This window comes from Staphylococcus sp. NRL 16/872, from assembly GCF_022815905.2.
Taxonomy (GTDB): Bacteria; Bacillota; Bacilli; order Staphylococcales; family Staphylococcaceae; genus Staphylococcus.
Map to the genome: position 1 here is coordinate 1,314,275 of NZ_CP119327.1, position 19,272 is coordinate 1,333,546.

The 19,272-nt window shown below is 29.7% G+C and carries 23 protein-coding genes; all 23 read left to right on the forward strand.

The genetic code is table 11. The features are described from left to right. The first annotated feature begins 333 nt into the window (after positions 1–333). The 23 genes from rpoD to MT340_RS06715 all read left to right on the forward strand — a co-directional run bounded on the left by rpoD (position 334) and on the right by MT340_RS06715 (position 19,145). Positions 334–1,440, forward strand: coding sequence for an RNA polymerase sigma factor RpoD (gene rpoD / locus MT340_RS06605; RefSeq protein WP_103298679.1), 1,107 nt, complete (start codon positions 334–336; stop codon positions 1,438–1,440). Positions 1,441–1,701: 261 nt separating this feature from the next. Further along, a complete protein-coding gene (locus MT340_RS06610) occupies positions 1,702–2,391 on the forward strand; it encodes a tRNA (adenine(22)-N(1))-methyltransferase (RefSeq protein WP_243589263.1) in 690 nt (229 codons plus the stop codon). After that, a complete protein-coding gene (locus tag MT340_RS06615; protein ID WP_243590247.1) occupies positions 2,381–3,481 on the forward strand; it encodes a Nif3-like dinuclear metal center hexameric protein in 1,101 nt (366 codons plus the stop codon). Before MT340_RS06610 ends, MT340_RS06615 begins: the two co-directional genes overlap by 11 nt. 43 nt (positions 3,482–3,524) lie before the next feature. After that, positions 3,525–4,871: a DEAD/DEAH box helicase gene (locus tag MT340_RS06620; protein ID WP_243589264.1), complete on the forward strand. Its 1,347-nt coding sequence runs from the start codon at positions 3,525–3,527 to the stop codon at positions 4,869–4,871. Between the two features lie 9 nt (positions 4,872–4,880). Then, complete coding sequence (locus MT340_RS06625; RefSeq protein WP_243589265.1) at positions 4,881–5,771, forward strand: deoxyribonuclease IV; 891 nt, start codon at positions 4,881–4,883, stop codon at positions 5,769–5,771. Between the two features lie 136 nt (positions 5,772–5,907). Continuing rightward, the gene (locus MT340_RS06630) at positions 5,908–6,684 is read left to right on the forward strand and encodes a metal ABC transporter ATP-binding protein (RefSeq protein WP_243589266.1); all 777 of its coding nucleotides are present in this window, start codon (positions 5,908–5,910) and stop codon (positions 6,682–6,684) included. A 60-nt stretch (positions 6,685–6,744) separates the two neighbouring features. Next, on the forward strand, positions 6,745–7,590 hold the full coding sequence (locus MT340_RS06635) for a metal ABC transporter permease (protein ID WP_243589267.1): 846 nt from the start codon (positions 6,745–6,747) through the stop codon (positions 7,588–7,590). A 3-nt stretch (positions 7,591–7,593) separates the two neighbouring features. Continuing rightward, complete coding sequence (locus tag MT340_RS06640; RefSeq protein ID WP_243589268.1) at positions 7,594–8,016, forward strand: Fur family transcriptional regulator; 423 nt, start codon at positions 7,594–7,596, stop codon at positions 8,014–8,016. Between the two features lie 248 nt (positions 8,017–8,264). Further along, complete coding sequence (locus MT340_RS06645; RefSeq protein WP_103298554.1) at positions 8,265–8,864, forward strand: superoxide dismutase; 600 nt, start codon at positions 8,265–8,267, stop codon at positions 8,862–8,864. 134 nt (positions 8,865–8,998) lie between these two features. Next, a complete protein-coding gene (locus tag MT340_RS06650) occupies positions 8,999–11,044 on the forward strand; it encodes a peptidoglycan D,D-transpeptidase FtsI family protein (RefSeq protein ID WP_243603696.1) in 2,046 nt (681 codons plus the stop codon). Between the two features lie 116 nt (positions 11,045–11,160). Beyond that, on the forward strand, positions 11,161–11,310 hold the full coding sequence (gene rpmG / locus MT340_RS06655; protein ID WP_103298552.1) for a 50S ribosomal protein L33: 150 nt from the start codon (positions 11,161–11,163) through the stop codon (positions 11,308–11,310). A 185-nt stretch (positions 11,311–11,495) separates the two neighbouring features. Next, entirely contained in the window at positions 11,496–12,032 is a 537-nt protein-coding gene (locus MT340_RS06660; protein WP_243589270.1) for a 5-formyltetrahydrofolate cyclo-ligase, read from the forward strand. 14 nt (positions 12,033–12,046) lie between these two features. After that, positions 12,047–13,507: a rhomboid family protein gene (locus tag MT340_RS06665; protein ID WP_243589271.1), complete on the forward strand. Its 1,461-nt coding sequence runs from the start codon at positions 12,047–12,049 to the stop codon at positions 13,505–13,507. Continuing rightward, a complete protein-coding gene (locus MT340_RS06670) occupies positions 13,488–13,691 on the forward strand; it encodes a YqgQ family protein (RefSeq protein ID WP_243589272.1) in 204 nt (67 codons plus the stop codon). Before MT340_RS06665 ends, MT340_RS06670 begins: the two co-directional genes overlap by 20 nt. Further along, positions 13,688–14,674 (forward strand): ROK family glucokinase, encoded by a 987-nt coding sequence (locus MT340_RS06675; RefSeq protein WP_243589273.1) that lies wholly within the window; start codon positions 13,688–13,690, stop codon positions 14,672–14,674. Before MT340_RS06670 ends, MT340_RS06675 begins: the two co-directional genes overlap by 4 nt. Further along, complete coding sequence (locus tag MT340_RS06680; RefSeq protein ID WP_103298547.1) at positions 14,674–14,997, forward strand: MTH1187 family thiamine-binding protein; 324 nt, start codon at positions 14,674–14,676, stop codon at positions 14,995–14,997. The genes MT340_RS06675 and MT340_RS06680 overlap by 1 nt, the downstream gene beginning before the upstream one ends. 1 nt (position 14,998) lies before the next feature. Beyond that, positions 14,999–15,625, forward strand: coding sequence for an MBL fold metallo-hydrolase (locus MT340_RS06685; protein ID WP_243589274.1), 627 nt, complete (start codon positions 14,999–15,001; stop codon positions 15,623–15,625). Between the two features lie 51 nt (positions 15,626–15,676). After that, entirely contained in the window at positions 15,677–16,651 is a 975-nt protein-coding gene (gene comGA, locus MT340_RS06690) for a competence type IV pilus ATPase ComGA (RefSeq protein ID WP_243589275.1), read from the forward strand. Next, positions 16,623–17,687, forward strand: coding sequence for a competence type IV pilus assembly protein ComGB (gene comGB / locus MT340_RS06695; protein ID WP_243589276.1), 1,065 nt, complete (start codon positions 16,623–16,625; stop codon positions 17,685–17,687). Before comGA ends, comGB begins: the two co-directional genes overlap by 29 nt. 15 nt (positions 17,688–17,702) lie before the next feature. Continuing rightward, the gene (gene comGC / locus MT340_RS06700; RefSeq protein WP_243589277.1) at positions 17,703–18,023 is read left to right on the forward strand and encodes a competence type IV pilus major pilin ComGC; all 321 of its coding nucleotides are present in this window, start codon (positions 17,703–17,705) and stop codon (positions 18,021–18,023) included. Next, positions 18,004–18,450, forward strand: a complete 447-nt coding sequence (gene comGD, locus MT340_RS06705; RefSeq protein ID WP_243589278.1) for a competence type IV pilus minor pilin ComGD — start codon at positions 18,004–18,006, stop codon at positions 18,448–18,450. Before comGC ends, comGD begins: the two co-directional genes overlap by 20 nt. Further along, positions 18,437–18,730 (forward strand): hypothetical protein, encoded by a 294-nt coding sequence (locus MT340_RS06710; RefSeq protein ID WP_243589279.1) that lies wholly within the window; start codon positions 18,437–18,439, stop codon positions 18,728–18,730. The genes comGD and MT340_RS06710 overlap by 14 nt, the downstream gene beginning before the upstream one ends. Then, on the forward strand, positions 18,717–19,145 hold the full coding sequence (locus MT340_RS06715) for a hypothetical protein (protein WP_243603697.1): 429 nt from the start codon (positions 18,717–18,719) through the stop codon (positions 19,143–19,145). Before MT340_RS06710 ends, MT340_RS06715 begins: the two co-directional genes overlap by 14 nt. The last annotated feature ends 127 nt before the right edge of the window (positions 19,146–19,272 follow it).

Consider the following 19,272-nt stretch of genomic DNA (forward strand, 5'->3'; position numbering starts at 1 on the left):
TTTACTATTTGCAAATGAGCAAATTACGCATGAGTTGCCGAAAAGTGAATGGGTTGGACTTTAGTCTGCTATATTGAAATATTTTAATATAGTATTTCTATTTAATAACCATTATTGTATAATGGTTATTATGCGCTTTTAATGGGTAAATATGTACCATAAATTAAATAAGAATCAATTTTGTCTAATTAAATTTATTTCACAATATATTATTTTGAATTGTTACATGTTAAAATTATTGTGAAATTTTATTAATATTTTTTCTATTATATTGAATTATTATAGAAATAAACCCTTAATTGAAAGTTTATATTAAAATTGGGAGGCCTTTTCATGTCTGATAACCAAGTTAAAATTAAAAAACAAACAATTGATCCGACATTAACATTAGAAGATGTTAAAAAACAATTAATTGATAAAGGTAAAAAGGAAGGTCATCTTAGCCATGAAGAAATTGCTGAAAAGCTACAAAATTTCGACATGGATTCAGATCAAATGGATGATTTCTTTGACCAATTAAATGATAATGATATCAGTTTAGTAAACGAAAAAGATAGTTCAGATACGGATGAGAAATTAAATCCGAATGATTTAAGTGCCCCTCCAGGTGTTAAAATTAATGATCCAGTAAGAATGTATCTAAAAGAAATCGGACGCGTTAATCTTCTTAGTGCTCAAGAAGAAATTGAATTAGCTAAACGTATCGAACAAGGTGATGAAGTGGCTAAATCACGCCTTGCAGAAGCTAACTTACGTTTAGTTGTAAGTATCGCTAAAAGATATGTTGGTCGAGGCATGTTATTCTTAGATTTAATCCAAGAAGGTAACATGGGTCTTATTAAAGCAGTTGAAAAATTCGACTTTAGTAAAGGATTTAAGTTCTCAACTTACGCTACATGGTGGATTAGACAAGCGATTACACGTGCAATTGCAGACCAAGCACGTACTATTCGTATACCTGTGCATATGGTAGAAACAATTAATAAATTAATTCGTGTTCAAAGACAATTATTACAAGATTTAGGTCGTGATCCAGCTCCTGAAGAAATTGGGGAAGAAATGGATTTACCTCCTGAAAAAGTACGTGAAATTCTTAAAATTGCTCAAGAACCAGTATCACTTGAAACACCAATTGGTGAAGAGGACGACAGTCATTTAGGTGACTTTATCGAAGACCAAGAAGCGCAAAGTCCTTCTGATCACGCAGCATATGAATTATTAAAAGAACAATTAGAAGATGTATTAGATACATTAACTGATCGTGAAGAAAACGTTCTACGCTTAAGATTTGGTTTAGATGATGGCAGAACTCGTACTCTAGAAGAAGTAGGGAAAGTATTTGGCGTTACTAGAGAACGTATCCGTCAAATTGAAGCCAAAGCACTTAGAAAACTTAGACACCCAAGTCGTAGTAAACGTCTTAAAGATTTCATGGACTAATCATCGAATTTAAGAACAATTTTAAAGATGAATAAAGCGCTTTTAAATCTAAATATGACTCGGATATGAAAATTAGAGGCTGGGATAAAATTAAGTATCTCAGCCTTAGTTATTATGTAGGCAGTAGCTGACTGATTTAAATATGCACTTCTATTAAGCTTTATTCAAATCTAGTCATCTTTGCTGGGGTGAGACGACGAAATCTTTTTAATAAATTAGGATTTCTGTCTCACTCCCTTTTTATAGTAAAAGGAGTTTATTATGATTAATTTAAATGAAAGATTAAAAGTTGTAAGTCGATATTTATTACCTGGTATGATGGCAGATATTGGATCAGATCATGCTTATTTGCCTATCTACGCACTTCAAAATAGTCTTTGTCAAACTGCTATAGCAGGTGAAGTAATTAAAGGTCCTTTTGAAGCTGCACAAAGAAACGTAACAGAATATCAATTTAATCACTTAATTGATGTTCGTTTAGGCGATGGCTTAAGTGTGATTAATCAAGATGATAACGTTCAAAATATTACTATTTGTGGCATGGGCGGTCCTTTAATTGCTAAAATTTTAGATGAGGGTAAAGATAAATTAAAGAATCATCCTCGTTTAATTTTACAAAGCAATATCCAAACTGAAGTATTGCGTCAAACATTACAAAGTTTGAATTATGAAATTATTGCAGAAGAAATTATTGAAGAAAAAGGTCACATATACGAAATAGTTGTAAGTGAATATAATGATAATATTGAACACCTAAATAAATTTAATTTAAAATTTGGTCCTAAATTAATTGAACATAAAACATCTATTTTTTACAAAAAATGGCGTAGAGAATTAGAGGCATTAGAACACATTCGTAAACAATTGAATTCAGAAGTTCATCATGAGAGACTTAAAGAGATAGAAAATGAAATATCATTGATTAAAGAGGTGCTAGATGATGAAAATTAAGCAATTAATGTCTGTAATTAATAAGAATGTTCCTTTAAATACTGCGGAAGAGTGGGATAATGTAGGTCTATTGATTGGAACTAATGACAAGGAAATTACTGGCATATTGACTACACTGGATTGTACTGATGCCGTAGTAGATCAAGCAATAATGAAAGGGTTTAATACGATAATTGCTCACCATCCCTTAATTTTCAAAGGAGTTAAAAATATTACTGATGATGGATATGGTAAATTAATTCGTAAAATTATTTCTAATGATATTCAGCTTATTGCTTTGCATACTAATCTTGATAATCATGTTGACGGCGTTAATGAAATGCTTGCTCAAAAATTAAATCTGCAAAAAATTAAATTTTTAAATAATGAACAAGAAACGTATTATAAAGTGCAAACTTATATTCCAAAAGAAAATGTTGAAGACTTTAAGGATAGTTTAGATCGTGCAGGTCTAGCGCAAGAAGGTAATTACGAATATTGTTTTTATGAGTCAGAAGGAAGAGGACAATTTAAACCAGTCGGAAATGCTAATCCTCATTTAGGACAAATTGATAGTATTGAATATGTAGATGAAGTAAAAATAGAGTTTATGATTAAAAATCATCAACGATTTTTAGCTGAAAATACAATTATTGAAAATCATCCGTATGAAACACCAGTTTATGACTTTATTAAAATGACTAAAACTGCTAATTATGGTTTAGGAAAAATTGGAGAAGTTGCTGAACCTGTAGCAATTAAAGATTTTGTAACGCAAGTGAAACAACAACTACAAATTCCTAGCGTCAGATTCGCTGGTGATGAGAATGCTATTATACGCAAGGTAGCTATTATTGGCGGTGCTGGCATCGGCTTTGAACATATGGCATCTGCCAAAGGAGCAGATATCTTTATTACTGGAGATATTAAACATCATGATGCTTTAGATGCTAAAACTGATGGTATTAATTTACTAGATATTAATCACTATAGTGAATATGTTATGAGAGATGGACTTAAAGACTTATTAAATCAATGGTTGTTTGAATTCAGTGTTGATTTTAAAATTGAATCCTCTGATATTAATACTGATCCTTTCACTTATATGTAACACTAAAAATATACTACAAGAATGATACAAGGAGGCAAAATCAATGCCAAATCATCCATTTGAACTATTTAATTTAGATTCAAAATTAATCGATGCTGTTAAAGACCTTAATTTTGAAAAACCAACTGAAATACAAAATAGAATTATTCCAAGAATAAAAAAGGGTGTTAATTTAATCGGTCAATCACAAACCGGTACTGGTAAATCTCATTCCTTTTTATTACCTTTAATGGATTCAATTAATCCAGAAATTCAAGAACCCCAAGCTATCGTTGTGGCACCTACACGCGAATTAGCACAACAATTATTTCAAGCTGCTAGTCATTTGGCAAAATTCAAAACTGATGTAAAAGTAAGTTTGTTTATTGGCGGTACAGATATTGAAAAAGATAAACAACGTACTAATATTCAACCGCAATTAGTTATTGGTACGCCAACACGAATCAATGACTTATCTCAAAGTGGCCATTTACATGTACATCTAGCATCATATTTAGTAGTGGACGAAGCAGACTTAATGATAGATTTAGGTTTAATCGAAGATGTAGACTACATCGCAGCCCGCTTAGATGATGATGCAAATATTGCAGTATTTAGCGCAACAATTCCTAAATCGCTTCAACCATTTTTAAATAAATATTTAAATAATCCAGATTTCGTAGTCGTTGATTCTAAATCTCAAAATAAGAAAAATATCGAATTTTATTTAATTCCTACTAAAGGTACAGAAAAAGTTGAAAAAACACTTCAACTAATTGATATATTAAATCCTTATTTATGTATCGTATTCTGTAATAGTAGAGACAATGCGAATGAATTGGCTGATTCACTCAATGAAGCTGGCATTAAAGTTGGTATGATTCACGGTGGTTTAACGCCTAGAGAGCGTAAACAACAAATGAAACGTATTCGTAATTTAGACTTCCAATATGTCATTGCCAGTGATTTAGCATCTCGTGGTATCGATATTGAAGGCGTAAGTCATGTTATCAACTTTGATGTCCCTAATGATATTGATTTCTTTACTCACAGAGTCGGTAGAACAGGCCGTGGCAATTATAAAGGCGTAGCTATCACAATGTATAGCCCTGATGAAGAACACAATATTTCTTTAATTGAAGATAAAGGCTATCATTTTGAAAATGTAGACGTCAAAAATGGCGAGTTAAAACCGATAAAAGCACATAATGTGAGACGTAAACGTGAAAGAAAAGAAGATCATTTAACAAATGAAGTAAAACATAAAGTCAGAAGTAAAACTAAAAATAAAGTTAAACCAGGTTATAAAAAGAAATTCAAACGTGAAGTTGAAAAAATGAAACGTCAAGAACGTAAACAATATAGTAAACGTCAAAATAGACAACAAAGAAAGAATAATAAAAAAGGATAGGTGAATAGCATGTTAATTGGTTCTCACGTATCAATGAGTGGCAAAAAAATGTTAGAAGGTTCTGCTGAAGAAGCACATAAATACGGCGAATCTACATTTATGATTTATACAGGTGCACCACAAAATACTCGTAGAAAAAGTATTGAAGACTTAAATATAGAAAATGGCCATAAAGCAATGGAACAATATGGATTATCTAATATCGTAGTTCATGCGCCGTACATTATTAATATTGCAAATACTACTAAACCTGAAGTGTTTGAATTAGGCGTAAACTTTTTACAAAATGAAATCGAACGCACGCAAGCTATCGGTGCTAAAGATATTGTGTTACATCCTGGTTCTCACGTTGGCGCTGGTGCAGATAAAGGTATCGCACAAATTATTAAAGGATTAAATGAAGTACTTACACATGATAATGATGTGCGTATTGCGCTTGAAACTATGGCTGGTAAAGGGTCAGAAGTAGGCCGTAACTTTGAAGAAATCGCGCGTATTATTGATGGCGTGACACACAACGATCGTTTATCTATTTGTTTCGATACATGCCATACGCATGATGCTGGCTATAATATTAAAAAAGACTTTGATGGTGTATTAAACGAATTTGATAAGATAATTGGATTAGACCGAATCAAAGTCGTACATGTTAATGATAGTAAAAATGAGCAAGGTGCTCACAAAGATAGACATGAAAACATTGGATTTGGTCATATTGGATTCGACGCGTTAAGCTATGTTGTTCATCATGATGCTTTCAAAAATATTCCTAAAATCTTAGAAACTCCATACGTTGGTGAAGATAAGAAAAATAAAAAACCACCTTACAAATTTGAAATTGAAATGATAAAATCTCAACAATTCGATCCAGATTTAAAAGATAAAATTCTTCAACAATAAAATATGATTTATTGATGTGACGATTAAGATGAAATTAAGTGTTATCACTTAATTTCATCTTTTTATTGTATAAGTCGTAAAGATTACTATTTACAAACTAAATCAATAATTGTATAGTATTAAACGAGGTGAAATCATGAGCCAACCCGTATTTGAATTAAAAAATATAGATTACTTTTTTGATAATAAACAAGTGCTTGAAAATATAAACATAAAAATTAATAAAGGTGATTTTCTTGCAATAGTAGGACCAAATGGGGCAGGTAAATCCACATTGCTAAAAGTGATTTTAGGATTACTTCCGCTTCAAAACGGTGAAATATTTATCGATGGAAAATCATATAAAAAGAATACACAATCAGCTTTAAAAATAAGCTATGTATCTCAAAAAGCAAATGCTTTCAGAGCGGGGTTTCCAGCTAGCGTACGAGAAGTAGTATTAAGTGGGCTTACTAAGACAAAAAAGCTTTTTCAACGTTTTAATAAAGAAGATGAAAAGTTAATAGAAGACGTCTTGCGAAGATTAAACATTCATCATTTAATTGATAAAAATATCGCAGAGCTATCTGGAGGACAACAACAACGAATTTTAATTGCACGTGCTTTAATATCTAATCCTTCTGTGTTAATACTCGATGAACCTACAAATGGTATAGATGCTAAACATGTCAGTGAATTCTATGAAACACTAGAACGCTTGAAACAAGAAGGCATTACAATTATACTTGTAACCCATGATATTGGGGTTGTAGCCGATACCGCTACTAAAGTGGCTTGTCTTAACAAACATCTACATTTTCATGGCTCAACTGAAGAATTTAAATCCCTTGATGAAGTTGAAATTTCTAAAATTTATGGTCATCCCGTAAAATTTGTTGATCATCAACACAATAGAACATGCTGTGAAGTATAATATAAGATTATAAGGAGTTAATTATGAATAAATTAAATAAAACTATATACGGTGATTTCCATGATTGAAGCCTTATTAAATTTTGATTTTATGCGTTATTCACTAATAAGTGGTATTCTTATTGGTTTTATTGCGCCATTAATAGGTGCCTTTATTGTAGTAAGACGTTTATCTCTAATTGCAGATGCTTTAAGCCATGTGACTTTAGGTGGTATCTCATTTGGAATGTTTGTCCTAACTTTATCTCCCGTATTAGCCTTTATTAATCCAATGTGGTTTGGTATTCTATTTGCAATTGTTGGAGCGCTACTAATTGAAAAATTAAGAACGTCTTACACAAATTATCAAGAAATAGCTATCCCAATTATTATGAGTGCTGGTATTGCATTAAGTGCAATATTCATTTCATTAGCTGATGGATTCAACCAAGAAATTGTAGGGCTATTATTTGGTTCTATAAGTGCGGTGAATTTAAGTGATCTACTTACAATTTCAGTAATTTCAATCATCGTAATCTTATTCATTATTTTATTCTACAAGGAGTTATTTATTTTATCTTTTGATGAAGAATATAGTAAAGTAATTAATATTCCTAAATGGATACAATTTATATTTATAATGATCGTCGCTATGGTTATTTCAGCATCTATGAGAGTAGTAGGGATTTTACTAGTGAGTGCTTTGATCACCCTCCCAATAGCAATTGCTATGCGAATAACTAAAGGCTTTAAACAATTAATCATTTTAAGTATTATTATCGGTGAAAGTTCAGTAATTTTAGGATTAATTCTTGCTTTCTATATGAATATTTCACCTGGTGGTGTTATCGTAGTCCTATTAGTTCTATTATTAGGAATTACGATGTTATATCAAAAATCTACTTTTAGATTTAAAAAGGGGCATTAAAGTATGAATACAAATGATGCAATAAAAATTTTAAAAAATAACGGTTTAAAATATACAAAGAAACGTGAAGATATGATTAATATATTTGTTCAAGAAGATAAATATATTAATGCTAAACACATTCAACAACAATTAGATAAAGATTACCCTGGCATTTCTTTCGATACCATTTATAGAAACTTACATCTATTTAAAGATTTAAATATCATTGAGAGTACTGAATTAGACGGAGAAATGAAATTTAGAATTGCTTGTACAAATCATCATCACCATCATTTTATCTGTGAAAATTGTGGTGATACAAAAGTAATTGATTATTGTCCAATTGACGAAATCAAACAGTTCTTGCCAAACGTAGACATCCATACACATAAATTAGAAGTATATGGCATATGTGAAACATGTCATCACAAAGGTACTAATTAACGAAAACCTATCTAGCTTATTGCCTTATATGCTAGATAGGTTTTTCTAAATTATAGGCCATTAGTCTGAATTATTAAGGAATTTTTATAATTAGAGCCATATTATGTTTAAAATCTAACTTTATGAGTTATATTAATAGAGTAACAAGATAATAAGTAAACAATATATATAAATTAAGCAAAAGGTTTGTTGCTTAATAAATTGCTTGTTATTATTAATGTAACGAAATTTTAGGAGGATGATTATTTATGGCTTTTGAATTACCAAATTTACCATATGCAGCAGATGCATTAGAACCACACATTGATAAAGAAACTATGGAAATCCACCATGACAAACATCACAATACTTATGTGACAAAATTAAACTCTGCAGTTGAGGGTACTGACTTAGAATCTAAATCAATTGAAGAAATCGTTGCTAATTTAGATAGCGTACCTGAAGACATTCAAACAGCTGTACGTAATAATGGTGGTGGACACTTAAACCACTCATTATTCTGGGAATTATTAACTCCTAATTCTGAAGAAAAAGGTACTGTAGTTGATAAAATTAAAGAACAATGGGGTTCTTTAGATGAATTCAAAAAAGAATTCGCTGACAAAGCTGCAGCACGTTTCGGTTCAGGTTGGGCATGGTTAGTAGTTAATAACGGTCAATTAGAAATCGTTACTACTCCAAACCAAGATAACCCATTAACAGAAGGTAAAACACCTATCCTTGGTTTAGACGTTTGGGAACATGCTTACTACTTAAAATATCAAAATAAACGTCCAGATTACATCAGTGCTTTCTGGAACGTTGTTAACTGGGAAAAAGTAGACGAATTATATAACGCTGCTAAATAAGTTAATGAATAAACGTTTATTTAGGTGGTCTCTTTTTAAAGAGACCACTATTTTTTTGCTATAATAATGGTAATATTTATAAAATTCATATATCATTTATAAGTAAACATGTTTAATAATTGAGGTAGGTTATCTTGCTTAAAAGGTTAAAAGAAAAGACAAATGATGAGAAAATAAAATATACAATGAATAAACGGATTAATTTTATTTTCGGTGCTATAGTATTTATATTTGCAATTATTGTATTACGGTTAGGGTATTTACAAATTGCACAAGGTTCACATTATAAGCAATTGGTAAAAAATGATGAAAACATAACAGTGAATGAGTCTGTGCCAAGAGGTAGAATACTGGACAGAAATGGTAAGGTTTTAGTAGACAACGCTTCTAAACTCGCAATTACATACACACGTTCAAAAAAAACGAGTCAACAAGACATGCTTGACACTGCAGAGAAACTTTCTAAGTTAATCACAATGAAAACCGATAAAATAACTGAACGTGATAAACAAGACTTTTGGATTCAGAAACATCCAGAACAAGTAAATCAAATGATGAAAAAAGAACAATCCATGCTTAATGAAGGAAGTATTAGTCAAGACCAATATGATAAACAACTTTATACTAAAATAGGGGATAAACAATTAAATTCTTTAAGTAAAAAAGAGTTACAAGTCTTAGCAATTTATAGAGAAATGTCAGCAGGTTCAACATTAGATCCAGAAACAATTAAAAATGACGATGTTAGTGAAAAAGAATATGCTGCTGTATCCCAACAATTAGACAAACTTCCTGGTGTAAATACTTCAATGGATTGGGATAGACGATATTCTTATGGTGACACACTTCGAAGTATATTCGGTAGTGTATCAACACCATCTGAAGGGATCCCTAAAGAATTAACTGAACAATACTTAGCTAAAGGCTATTCAAGAAATGATAGAGTAGGTAAATCTTATTTAGAATATCAATATGAAAATGTGTTACGTGGTAAAAAGAAAGAAATGAAATATACTACAGATAAATCTGGTAAAGTCATTAATTCAGAAGTAATTAATAAAGGTTCAAGAGGAGATGACTTGCAATTAACGATTGATATTGATTTACAAAAAAAGGTCGAATCATTACTTGAAAACGAAATTAAAACGTTACGTAGCCAAGGTGCTACAAATATGGATAATGCACTTATAGTAGTTCAAAATCCTAAAAATGGAGATATTTTAGCTATGGCTGGAAAACAAATTAGTAAAAATGGTGAATTGACAGATTATGATTTAGGTAATTTCACAGGCCAATTTGCTGTAGGTTCTTCTGTCAAAGGCGGTACTTTACTAACAGGTTATCAAAACAATGCTATCGAAGTCGGAGAAGAAATGATCGATGAACCATTACATTTCCGTGGTGGATTAACAAAACGCTCTTACTTTAACCAAAACGGCAAAGTAAAAATCAATGACAAAGAAGCTTTAATGCATTCATCTAACGTTTACATGTTTAAAACTGCATTAGAACTCGCGGGAGACCCTTATAAATATGGTATGAATTTACCATCTAATGTTACCGAAGCTGGCCAAAAATTAAGAAGAGGGCTAAATCAAGTTGGTTTAGGAGTTAAAACAGGTATTGATTTGCCAAATGAAACGATGGGTCAAATTGAACCGCTAACCAATAATCCTGGTAATTATTTGGATTTATCTATTGGCCAATATGACACTTATACGCCTCTTCAATTATCACAATATGTTTCTACTATTGCTAATAATGGATACAGAGTTCAACCTCATATAGGCTTAGCAGTTCATGATGCTACAAATAGTGACGATGTAGGTCCAGTTAAAGAGAAAATTAAAGGCACTGTATTAAATAAAGTTAACAACTCGCAAGATGAAATTGATGAAGTCAAAAAAGGATTTGAAATGGCATTTAATAAAGAAGATGGTACTGGCTATGCTAGTTTCCACAAAACAAAAGTGCCATCTGCTGGTAAAACAGGTACAGCAGAAGTATTCCAAGATGGTCATTCTCGCGTAAACTCAACTTATATTGGTTATGCGCCAGTTAAAAATCCAAAATTAGCTTTTTCAATTGTGTATACTAATCAACCTGTGCCACCCCCATGGTTAAATGGCGGAGACTTAGGACGAGATGTAATTAATTATTATTTTAAAAATGATAAATAACCTTTAATCTAACATAAGTAGAATTGATATGTGTTACTAAAATTTATACTTTTCAATTTTTCATCTAAGTGGTATGATAATAAAGTCGTATTTAGAAAAGGTAAGGAGGAATTAACATGCGCGTAAACGTAACATTAGCTTGTACAGAATGTGGTGACAGAAACTACATTTCAACTAAAAATAAAAGAAACAATCCTGAACGTATTGAAATGAAAAAATATTGTTCACGTGATAACAAACATACTTTACATCGTGAAACAAAATAATAAAACCATTGATTAGGTAGTGAGGCTAAGACATATAATTTTGTCCTAGCCTCTAAATTTTTAACTAAAAGAGTAATGCAATCACATATCTAGTGTTGATTGCATTGCTCTTTTTACTTCATCTAAATGACATCATCTTTTAATAACGTTATAATATATTTAGTACATAAAGGTGGTGTAAGGGAATGAATAAGAAATCTATCCGTAAAGATATTATTTCAAAAATGAAGGACTTTAACTCTTCAAAAAAAGAAGATGCTGATAATTGGTTAAAAGAACAATTACTTGATAATGAGTGGTATAAGAAAGCTCAACGTATCGGTATGGTACTTTCAATGCCTCATGAAGTAGATACATATAAAATCATCCAAACTGCATTAAATGATAATAAAAAAGTATTTGTTCCTAATACTAATTACAAAACGCGTGAAATGAATTTTAAGGAAATTATCGACTTAGATTCTATTGTAGAAGATGAAAAAGGTATTAATTCAGTGAAGGGTGATACTGAAATTACAGATGAATTAGACTTAATCGTAGTGCCAGGAGTAGCTTTCCGTAATGATGGTTATAGAATTGGCTATGGTGGAGGCTATTTTGATCGATTTCTTAGTAAATCAAACGCAAATACGATCAGTTTGATTTATGATTTTCAACTTACGGATTTTGAAATTGAAAATCACGATCAACCTGTTAGTGAAGTAATTATTTATAAAACTTGATGGTGGAGAAATTAATGGATAATGAGAAACAATTTTGGAAATCAATATATTATTGGATTCGTTACTTTGACTTTCATCTGATAAATATTGATAAAAATGAAAATGAGGTATGGCTTGCTAATAAACACAAAAGAAAAATAGCTATTTTCCGAAAAGAAGTAACCTCAACTCAAGAAATTCGGTTTGATAAATCTAAAATTTATGATAATAGTAATAGGCTAAATGAACAATTAAAATTCGAACCTAAAACATTTGAATTTATTTATATTTCCGATAAAAACTTAAATGTTGATGATTTAAATGAAACATATCCTTTGAAACTAAATTTTCATTTAATAAATGAATTGAAAGATTTAGAGAAATTAATGCCAAATTTGATGTTGACGAAACTCATTTCTAGAGATGGTAAAACATCCGCATTGCAATATAAAAAACGTGTATTGAGACAAAATCCAATTGATAGATATATGATGTCATTCACTCCTATGACATATCTTTTACTCGGAATTAATGTAATTATTTGGCTAATCATGATTTTATATTTAAATCATTTCTCTGATATTAAATTATTAGATGTTGGTGGGTTAGTTCATTTTAATGTGGTTCATGGCGAATGGTATCGACTTATTACTTCAATGTTCTTACATTTTAATTTTGAACATATTTTGATGAATATGTTGTCATTATTTATTTTTGGTAAAATAGTAGAATCTATTGTGGGGCCATTTAAAATGCTAGGCATATATATGGTCTCTGGATTATTAGGCAATTTTATTTCGCTATCTTTTAACATCCATACCATATCAGTAGGAGCTAGTGGTGCTATTTTCGGCCTCATAGGTGCTATTTTTGCGATGATGATTGTTAGTAAGACGTTTGATAAAAAAGTGATTGGACAGATGTTAATTGCGTTATTAATAATGGTCGTATTAACTTTATTTATGTCTAATATAAATATAATGGCACATTTGGGTGGATTTGTTGGTGGAATATTAATTACTCTCGTTGGTTATTACTTTACTGTAAATCGTAATTTATTTTGGATATTTTTAATTTTACTACTTGTTATTTTTGTAGCATTACAGATTAGAATTTTCGCAATTAAAGAACAAAATATCTATGATAAATTAATTCAAGATGCAATGGTAAAATACGAATATAAAGAAGCAAGTCAATTAGTTGATCATACTATTAACAAAGGCTATGATGATGCCGAAACTTATTACTTAAAAGGTTTAATTACTGCAACTACAAGCTCAAGAGCTGAAGGGATGGCTGACTGGGAAAGAGGTTTAAAAAAATATCCCAATTCAAGCTTATTAAATTATGAATTAGCTATTGCGAATAGAGCGCTTAATGATAACGATAAAGCATTAAGCTATGTAAAAAAAGCAGTAAAAAATGATTCAAATGACAATAAATATAAAAATTTAGAAAAAGAGTTGAAAAAGACAAATGAAACAGGAAATCAATAATTTCTATGATGTCTTACAGCTTTTAAAAAAATTTGGATTTATTATTTATTTTAAAGATCCTAATGATACGTGTGAAATGATGTTACAAGAAATAAAATCACTCTATAATTATGAATTAATATCTAAAAATGATTATTTGAAGTGTATTTTAATTATTAACCAAAGAAGGAATGAACATAAATGACAAACGTAATATTAGCAGCAGATATTGGTGGTACAACTTGTAAACTCGGTATTTTTGATGAAAATTTAGAACAGTTACATAAGTGGTCAATTAAAACTGATACATCAGATCATACAGGTACAAAGTTATTAAAAAATATCTATGATTCTTTTATTGAAATTTTAGGTACACGTAATTTAGATAAAAAGAATGTTATTGGTGTAGGGATAGGTGTACCTGGTCCTGTTGATTTTGAAACTGGTACAGTTAACGGTGCTGTAAATTTGCATTGGCCTGATAAAGTAAACGTTCAAAAAATTTTTAGTACATTCATTGATTGTCCAATTTTAGTTGATAACGACGCGAATGTAGCAGCTTTAGGTGAAAAACATAAAGGCGCAGGACAAGGTGCTGATGATGTTGTGGCTATAACACTTGGTACCGGTTTAGGTGGTGGCATTATTTCAAACGGTGAAATTGTTCACGGACATAATGGTTCAGGAGCTGAAATTGGTCATATTAGAACAGATTTCGATCAGCGATTTAATTGTAACTGCGGTAAATCAGGTTGTATTGAAACTGTTGCCTCAGCAACTGGGGTTGTTAATTTAGTGAATTTTTATTATCCTAAATTAACATTTAAATCTTCTATTTTACCATTAATAAAGGAGAATAAAGTTACTGCTAAAGCTGTCTTTGATGCCGCTAAATCTGGTGATCAGTTCTGTATTTTCATTACAGAAAGAGTTGCTAATCATATTGGATACCTATGCAGTATTATAAGTGCTACAAGTAATCCTAAATATATTGTACTCGGTGGAGGCATGTCTACTGCTGGATTAATTTTAATTGAAAATATTAAAACTGAATATCATAATTTAACTTTTACTCCCGCACAGAAAGATACTGAAATCGTCCAAGCACAGCTTGGCAATGATGCAGGCATCACAGGAGCAGCTGGATTAATTAAAACTTATATACTAGAAAAGGATGGTGTAAAATAATGGCTATCGTTGATGTAGTTATTATTCCCGTTGGCACAAACGGGCCAAGCGTAAGTAAATATATTGCTGAAATTCAAATGAAATTAGAAGAATTCAAAAAAGAAGGTAAAATTGATTATCAATTAACACCTATGAATACATTAATTGAAGGTGATCTTAAAGATTTATTTGAAGTTGTTCAAGCTATTCATGAACTTCCATTTGATAAAGGTTTAGATAGAGTTTGTACTAACCTACGTATTGATGACAGAAGAGATAAATCTCGTAAAATGAATGATAAGTTAAAATCAGTTCAAAAACATATAGATGGACAAGGTGAGTAAAATGAGAATTTCAAATTTAACTTTAGGCTTAGTAGATACTAATGCATATTTTATTGAAAATGAAGATAGTGTGTTATTAATTGACCCTGCAGGAGAACCTGATAAGATTTTCAAGAAATTAAATCAAATTAATAAACCATTGAAAGCTATTTTATTAACCCATGCACACTTCGATCATATTGGCGCACTTGATGACGTCTTAGAAAAATATGACGTACCTCTCTACATGCATAAAGAAGAATTTGACTTTTTAACTGATCCAGAAAAAAATGGAGCAGCCAAATTTAAACAATATGGCATGCCTTTAATCACAAGTAAAGCAAAGCCTAATTCATTAGATGAAGGCGACTTTACTATTAGTGACTTTAATATGAAAGTACTTCATACCCCTGGACACTCTCCAGGCAGTTTAACGTATGTATTTGATGAATTTGCCGTTGTTGGTGATACACTATTTAATAGTGGAATTGGTCGAACAGATTTATATAGAGGCGATTATGAAACGTTAGTAGATTCAATTAAAGACAAATTGTTTGAATTAGATGGGAACCTGCCATTATTCCCTGGACATGGACAATACACAACTGTTGATGATGAACAATTAAATCCGTATTTAGATGGACAATAAAATAAAGTAAAATTCTCACCTCCTACGTTTATTAATGTAGGAGGTGATTTTTTGAAATTATTATTTAAAGAAATTGTAAACAAGGCTATTAGTAAAAACGCAAGTGATATTCATTTTATTCCAGCTGAAGATGAGGTATATATAAAATTTAGAGTGAATGATAATCTTGAATTATATGATACTTTCAAATTAGATATTTATCAGAAATTATTAGTGTATATGAAATTTCAAGCTGGGTTAGATGTATCAACTCAACAACTTGCTCAAAGTGGTCGGTATACCTATCAAGCGAAAAGTTTATATTATTTAAGAATTTCTACGTTACCTTTATCACTAGGCACAGAAAGTTGTGTGATACGAATCATTCCTCAATATTTCCAATCAAAAAAAGAATATAAAGATTTTAAAGATTTCAAACATTTAATGAATAAAAAACAGGGTCTCATTTTATTCACTGGACCTACAGGGTCTGGAAAAAGTACATTAATGTATCAAATGGTTTTATATGCATATGAAAAACTTAATTTAAATGTGATTACGATTGAAAATCCGGTTGAACAATTACTTAAAGGCATTACTCAAGTTTCGATTAATAAAAAAGCTGGCATAGATTATATTAACTCGTTTAAAGCCATTTTAAGATGTGACCCAGACGTAATTTTGATAGGAGAAATAAGAGATGCCGAAGTTGCAAAATGTGTAATTCAAGCTAGTTTGAGTGGTCATTTAGTATTATCGACGATGCATTCAAGCAATTGTAAAGGTGCATTACTTCGCTTATTAGAAATGGGAATCAGTATTCAAGAAATTTCACAAGCTGTGAATTTAATATCCAATCAACGGTTAATAACTACTTTGTCTAATCAAAGACAACTTGTTTGCGAATTGATAAATAATAATCAAATACAATACTTTTTTGAACATAATAATACGTTGCCTAAAAACTTTAATAATTTAAAGGATAAATTATTAATGCTATCGAAAGAGGGAACTATATGTGAAGAAATTGCAGATAAATATTTATAGAGAAAAGAAGAAAAATTTGAACTCTAGTCAACAAATTATGTTACTTGAAAATTTAAATAGTTTATTAAAAAGTGGTTTCACCTTATTTGAATGTTTCAATTTTATAAACTTATATTTTAAATATAGTGATAGAACTTTAAGCAATAGGATTATTGAAGGTATCAAAAACGGGATGGCATGTGATGAGGTATTAAATCTAATTGGCTATCCTCAATCAATCATTACACAAATATATTTCGCCCAAAAATTTGGGAACATAGAAGAAGCTCTCGACGAAGCTATTAATTATTTAAAAACAAACTTAAATGCTAAACAACAAATATTAAAATCTATACAATATCCGTTAATTTTAATAGTTATCTTTATTGGCATGATAACTATATTAAACTATACTGTGCTCCCTCAGTTTGAACAACTTTACGCTACGATGAATGTGAATCTTACCTTTTTCCAAAAACTTCTTACACAAATTATTGCTACTTTGCCTACTTTTATATTGATTATCACAAATCTTTTCATTGTCCTTTTCATAATTGTACTCATTATACAAGCTAAGATGGACATTGCTAAAAAAGTTAAATTTTTAATTCAAATACCGATTTTTAAAGGTTATTACAAATTATTTAAAACATATCAAATTGCAAGTGAACTTTCATTATTTTATAAAAATGGAATTACCTTACAAAATATCGTATCTATATATATTAATCAAAAAAATAATCTTTTTTTAAATTATTTAGGTGAAATTCTATTACAAAATTCGAATAATGGAATAAGCTTAGCTAAGAGTTTAAGTGAACAAAAATGCTTTCAAGAAGATTTAATTAAATTCATACAACAAGGAGAAAAAAGTGGAAAATTAGATGTTGAACTTAAATTATATAGTCAAATATTAATCCAAAGAATTAAAAATAAAGCTTTAAAACATTCTAAGATTATTCAACCAGTTGTCTTTTTATTTTTAGGATTTTTCATTATCAGTTTATATTTAGTTATCATGCTTCCCATGTTTCAACTTATGCAAAATATTAAATGACAAAGAGGCGGTATTATGAAAAATTATGTAAAAAAATTAAAAAGTTTAAAAGCATTTACGCTTATCGAAATGTTGCTTGTTTTACTCATTATCAGCGTGTTACTAATTTTAATCATTCCTAATATTGCTAAACAAACAGCGCATATTCAATCTACGGGTTGCGATGCACAAGTAAAGATGGTAAATAGCCAAATTGAAGCCTTCACACTTAAAAATAATAGAGCACCTAGCAGTATTGATGAATTAGTTAAAGATGGTTACATCAAAGAAGGACAAAAATCTTGTAAATCAGGAGAAACTATTACTATTAATAATGGTGAAGCTGTTGCAAGTTAAACTATTTAATGGTTTTACTATGATAGAAAGTCTATTAACTCTATTAATACTAGTTATTCTATTAAATATAAGTTTAACAAATTCTAAAGGAAATAAGTTTTCAATTATCAATGATGAATTATGTTTAAATCAACTTATAACTCAATTAGACTATTTTAAATCTAAAGCTATAGGCGACAAACAATCTATTACGCTAATTTTAACGAAAAATTCTTCAAATATAAGTGTGGTGGAAGAAAAAGGATCTCATTATAAATTCAAAATTAAAAATGGCAAAATCAAATCTATTTCTAAAATAAAAAAAATAACATTTAATAAAGAGGGGGAAATAAATAATTTTGGCTCATTTGTAATAGAGATAAACAGACGATTTTACAAAGTAATTTTCCATATTGAAAAAGGAAGAATAAGATATGTATCGGTTTAAATTAAAAGCAAGCATTTTAGCAGATAGTCTTTTCTCATTTTTAATTGTTATTATTATTACTATTATTTTTATCCCTTTATTATCACAATTAAATTTTACTATTACTCAACAATATGAATATCTAGAAATGAAACAAATGATGCTAACTAGTATCAATCATTATAATAACAGTCAATTAAGCCAAGGTATAAAGTTAGGTGATTATAATATCAAAGTCTATAAAAATTCGATTTGTAATTATAAGAAAAATAAAAAAATTAAAGTCTGTGTCAAATACTAATTTAAAAGCTTTTACATTTATTGAAATGCTTTTAGCACTATTAATTACCTTATTAATTTTAAATTTAATACCAGGAATATTAAAACTAACTCAATATTATCTTCGAGAATCTTATGAAAATTATCAAACTGAATATGCCTTTTTTCAATCCGATATGAGTCACTTATTAAGCAAACCACAAACTTCCTTTCAAATAGTTAAGGAAAATACAATATTAATACGTGAAAAAGAGGAAAAAAGTTTTATAAAATATAAAAACTCTAAATTGATTTATGAAAATAACGGTCGGGGAAATATAACTTTATTAAATAATGTAATATATTTCAACATTAAGTGCATTAACGCTAAAATAATTAAAATTAGATTAAAAATCGGGGATGAAAAAGTAAATTATGAAAAAGAACTATACATTTAGTGTTAAAGGCTTCATTAGTAGTTATTCTTTATTCCTTTTTATTATTTATTTATCAATAATAACTTTTTATACTACTCAATTTAGTATAAAATTGAAGACAATCCATAATATTAATCATTATTATGAC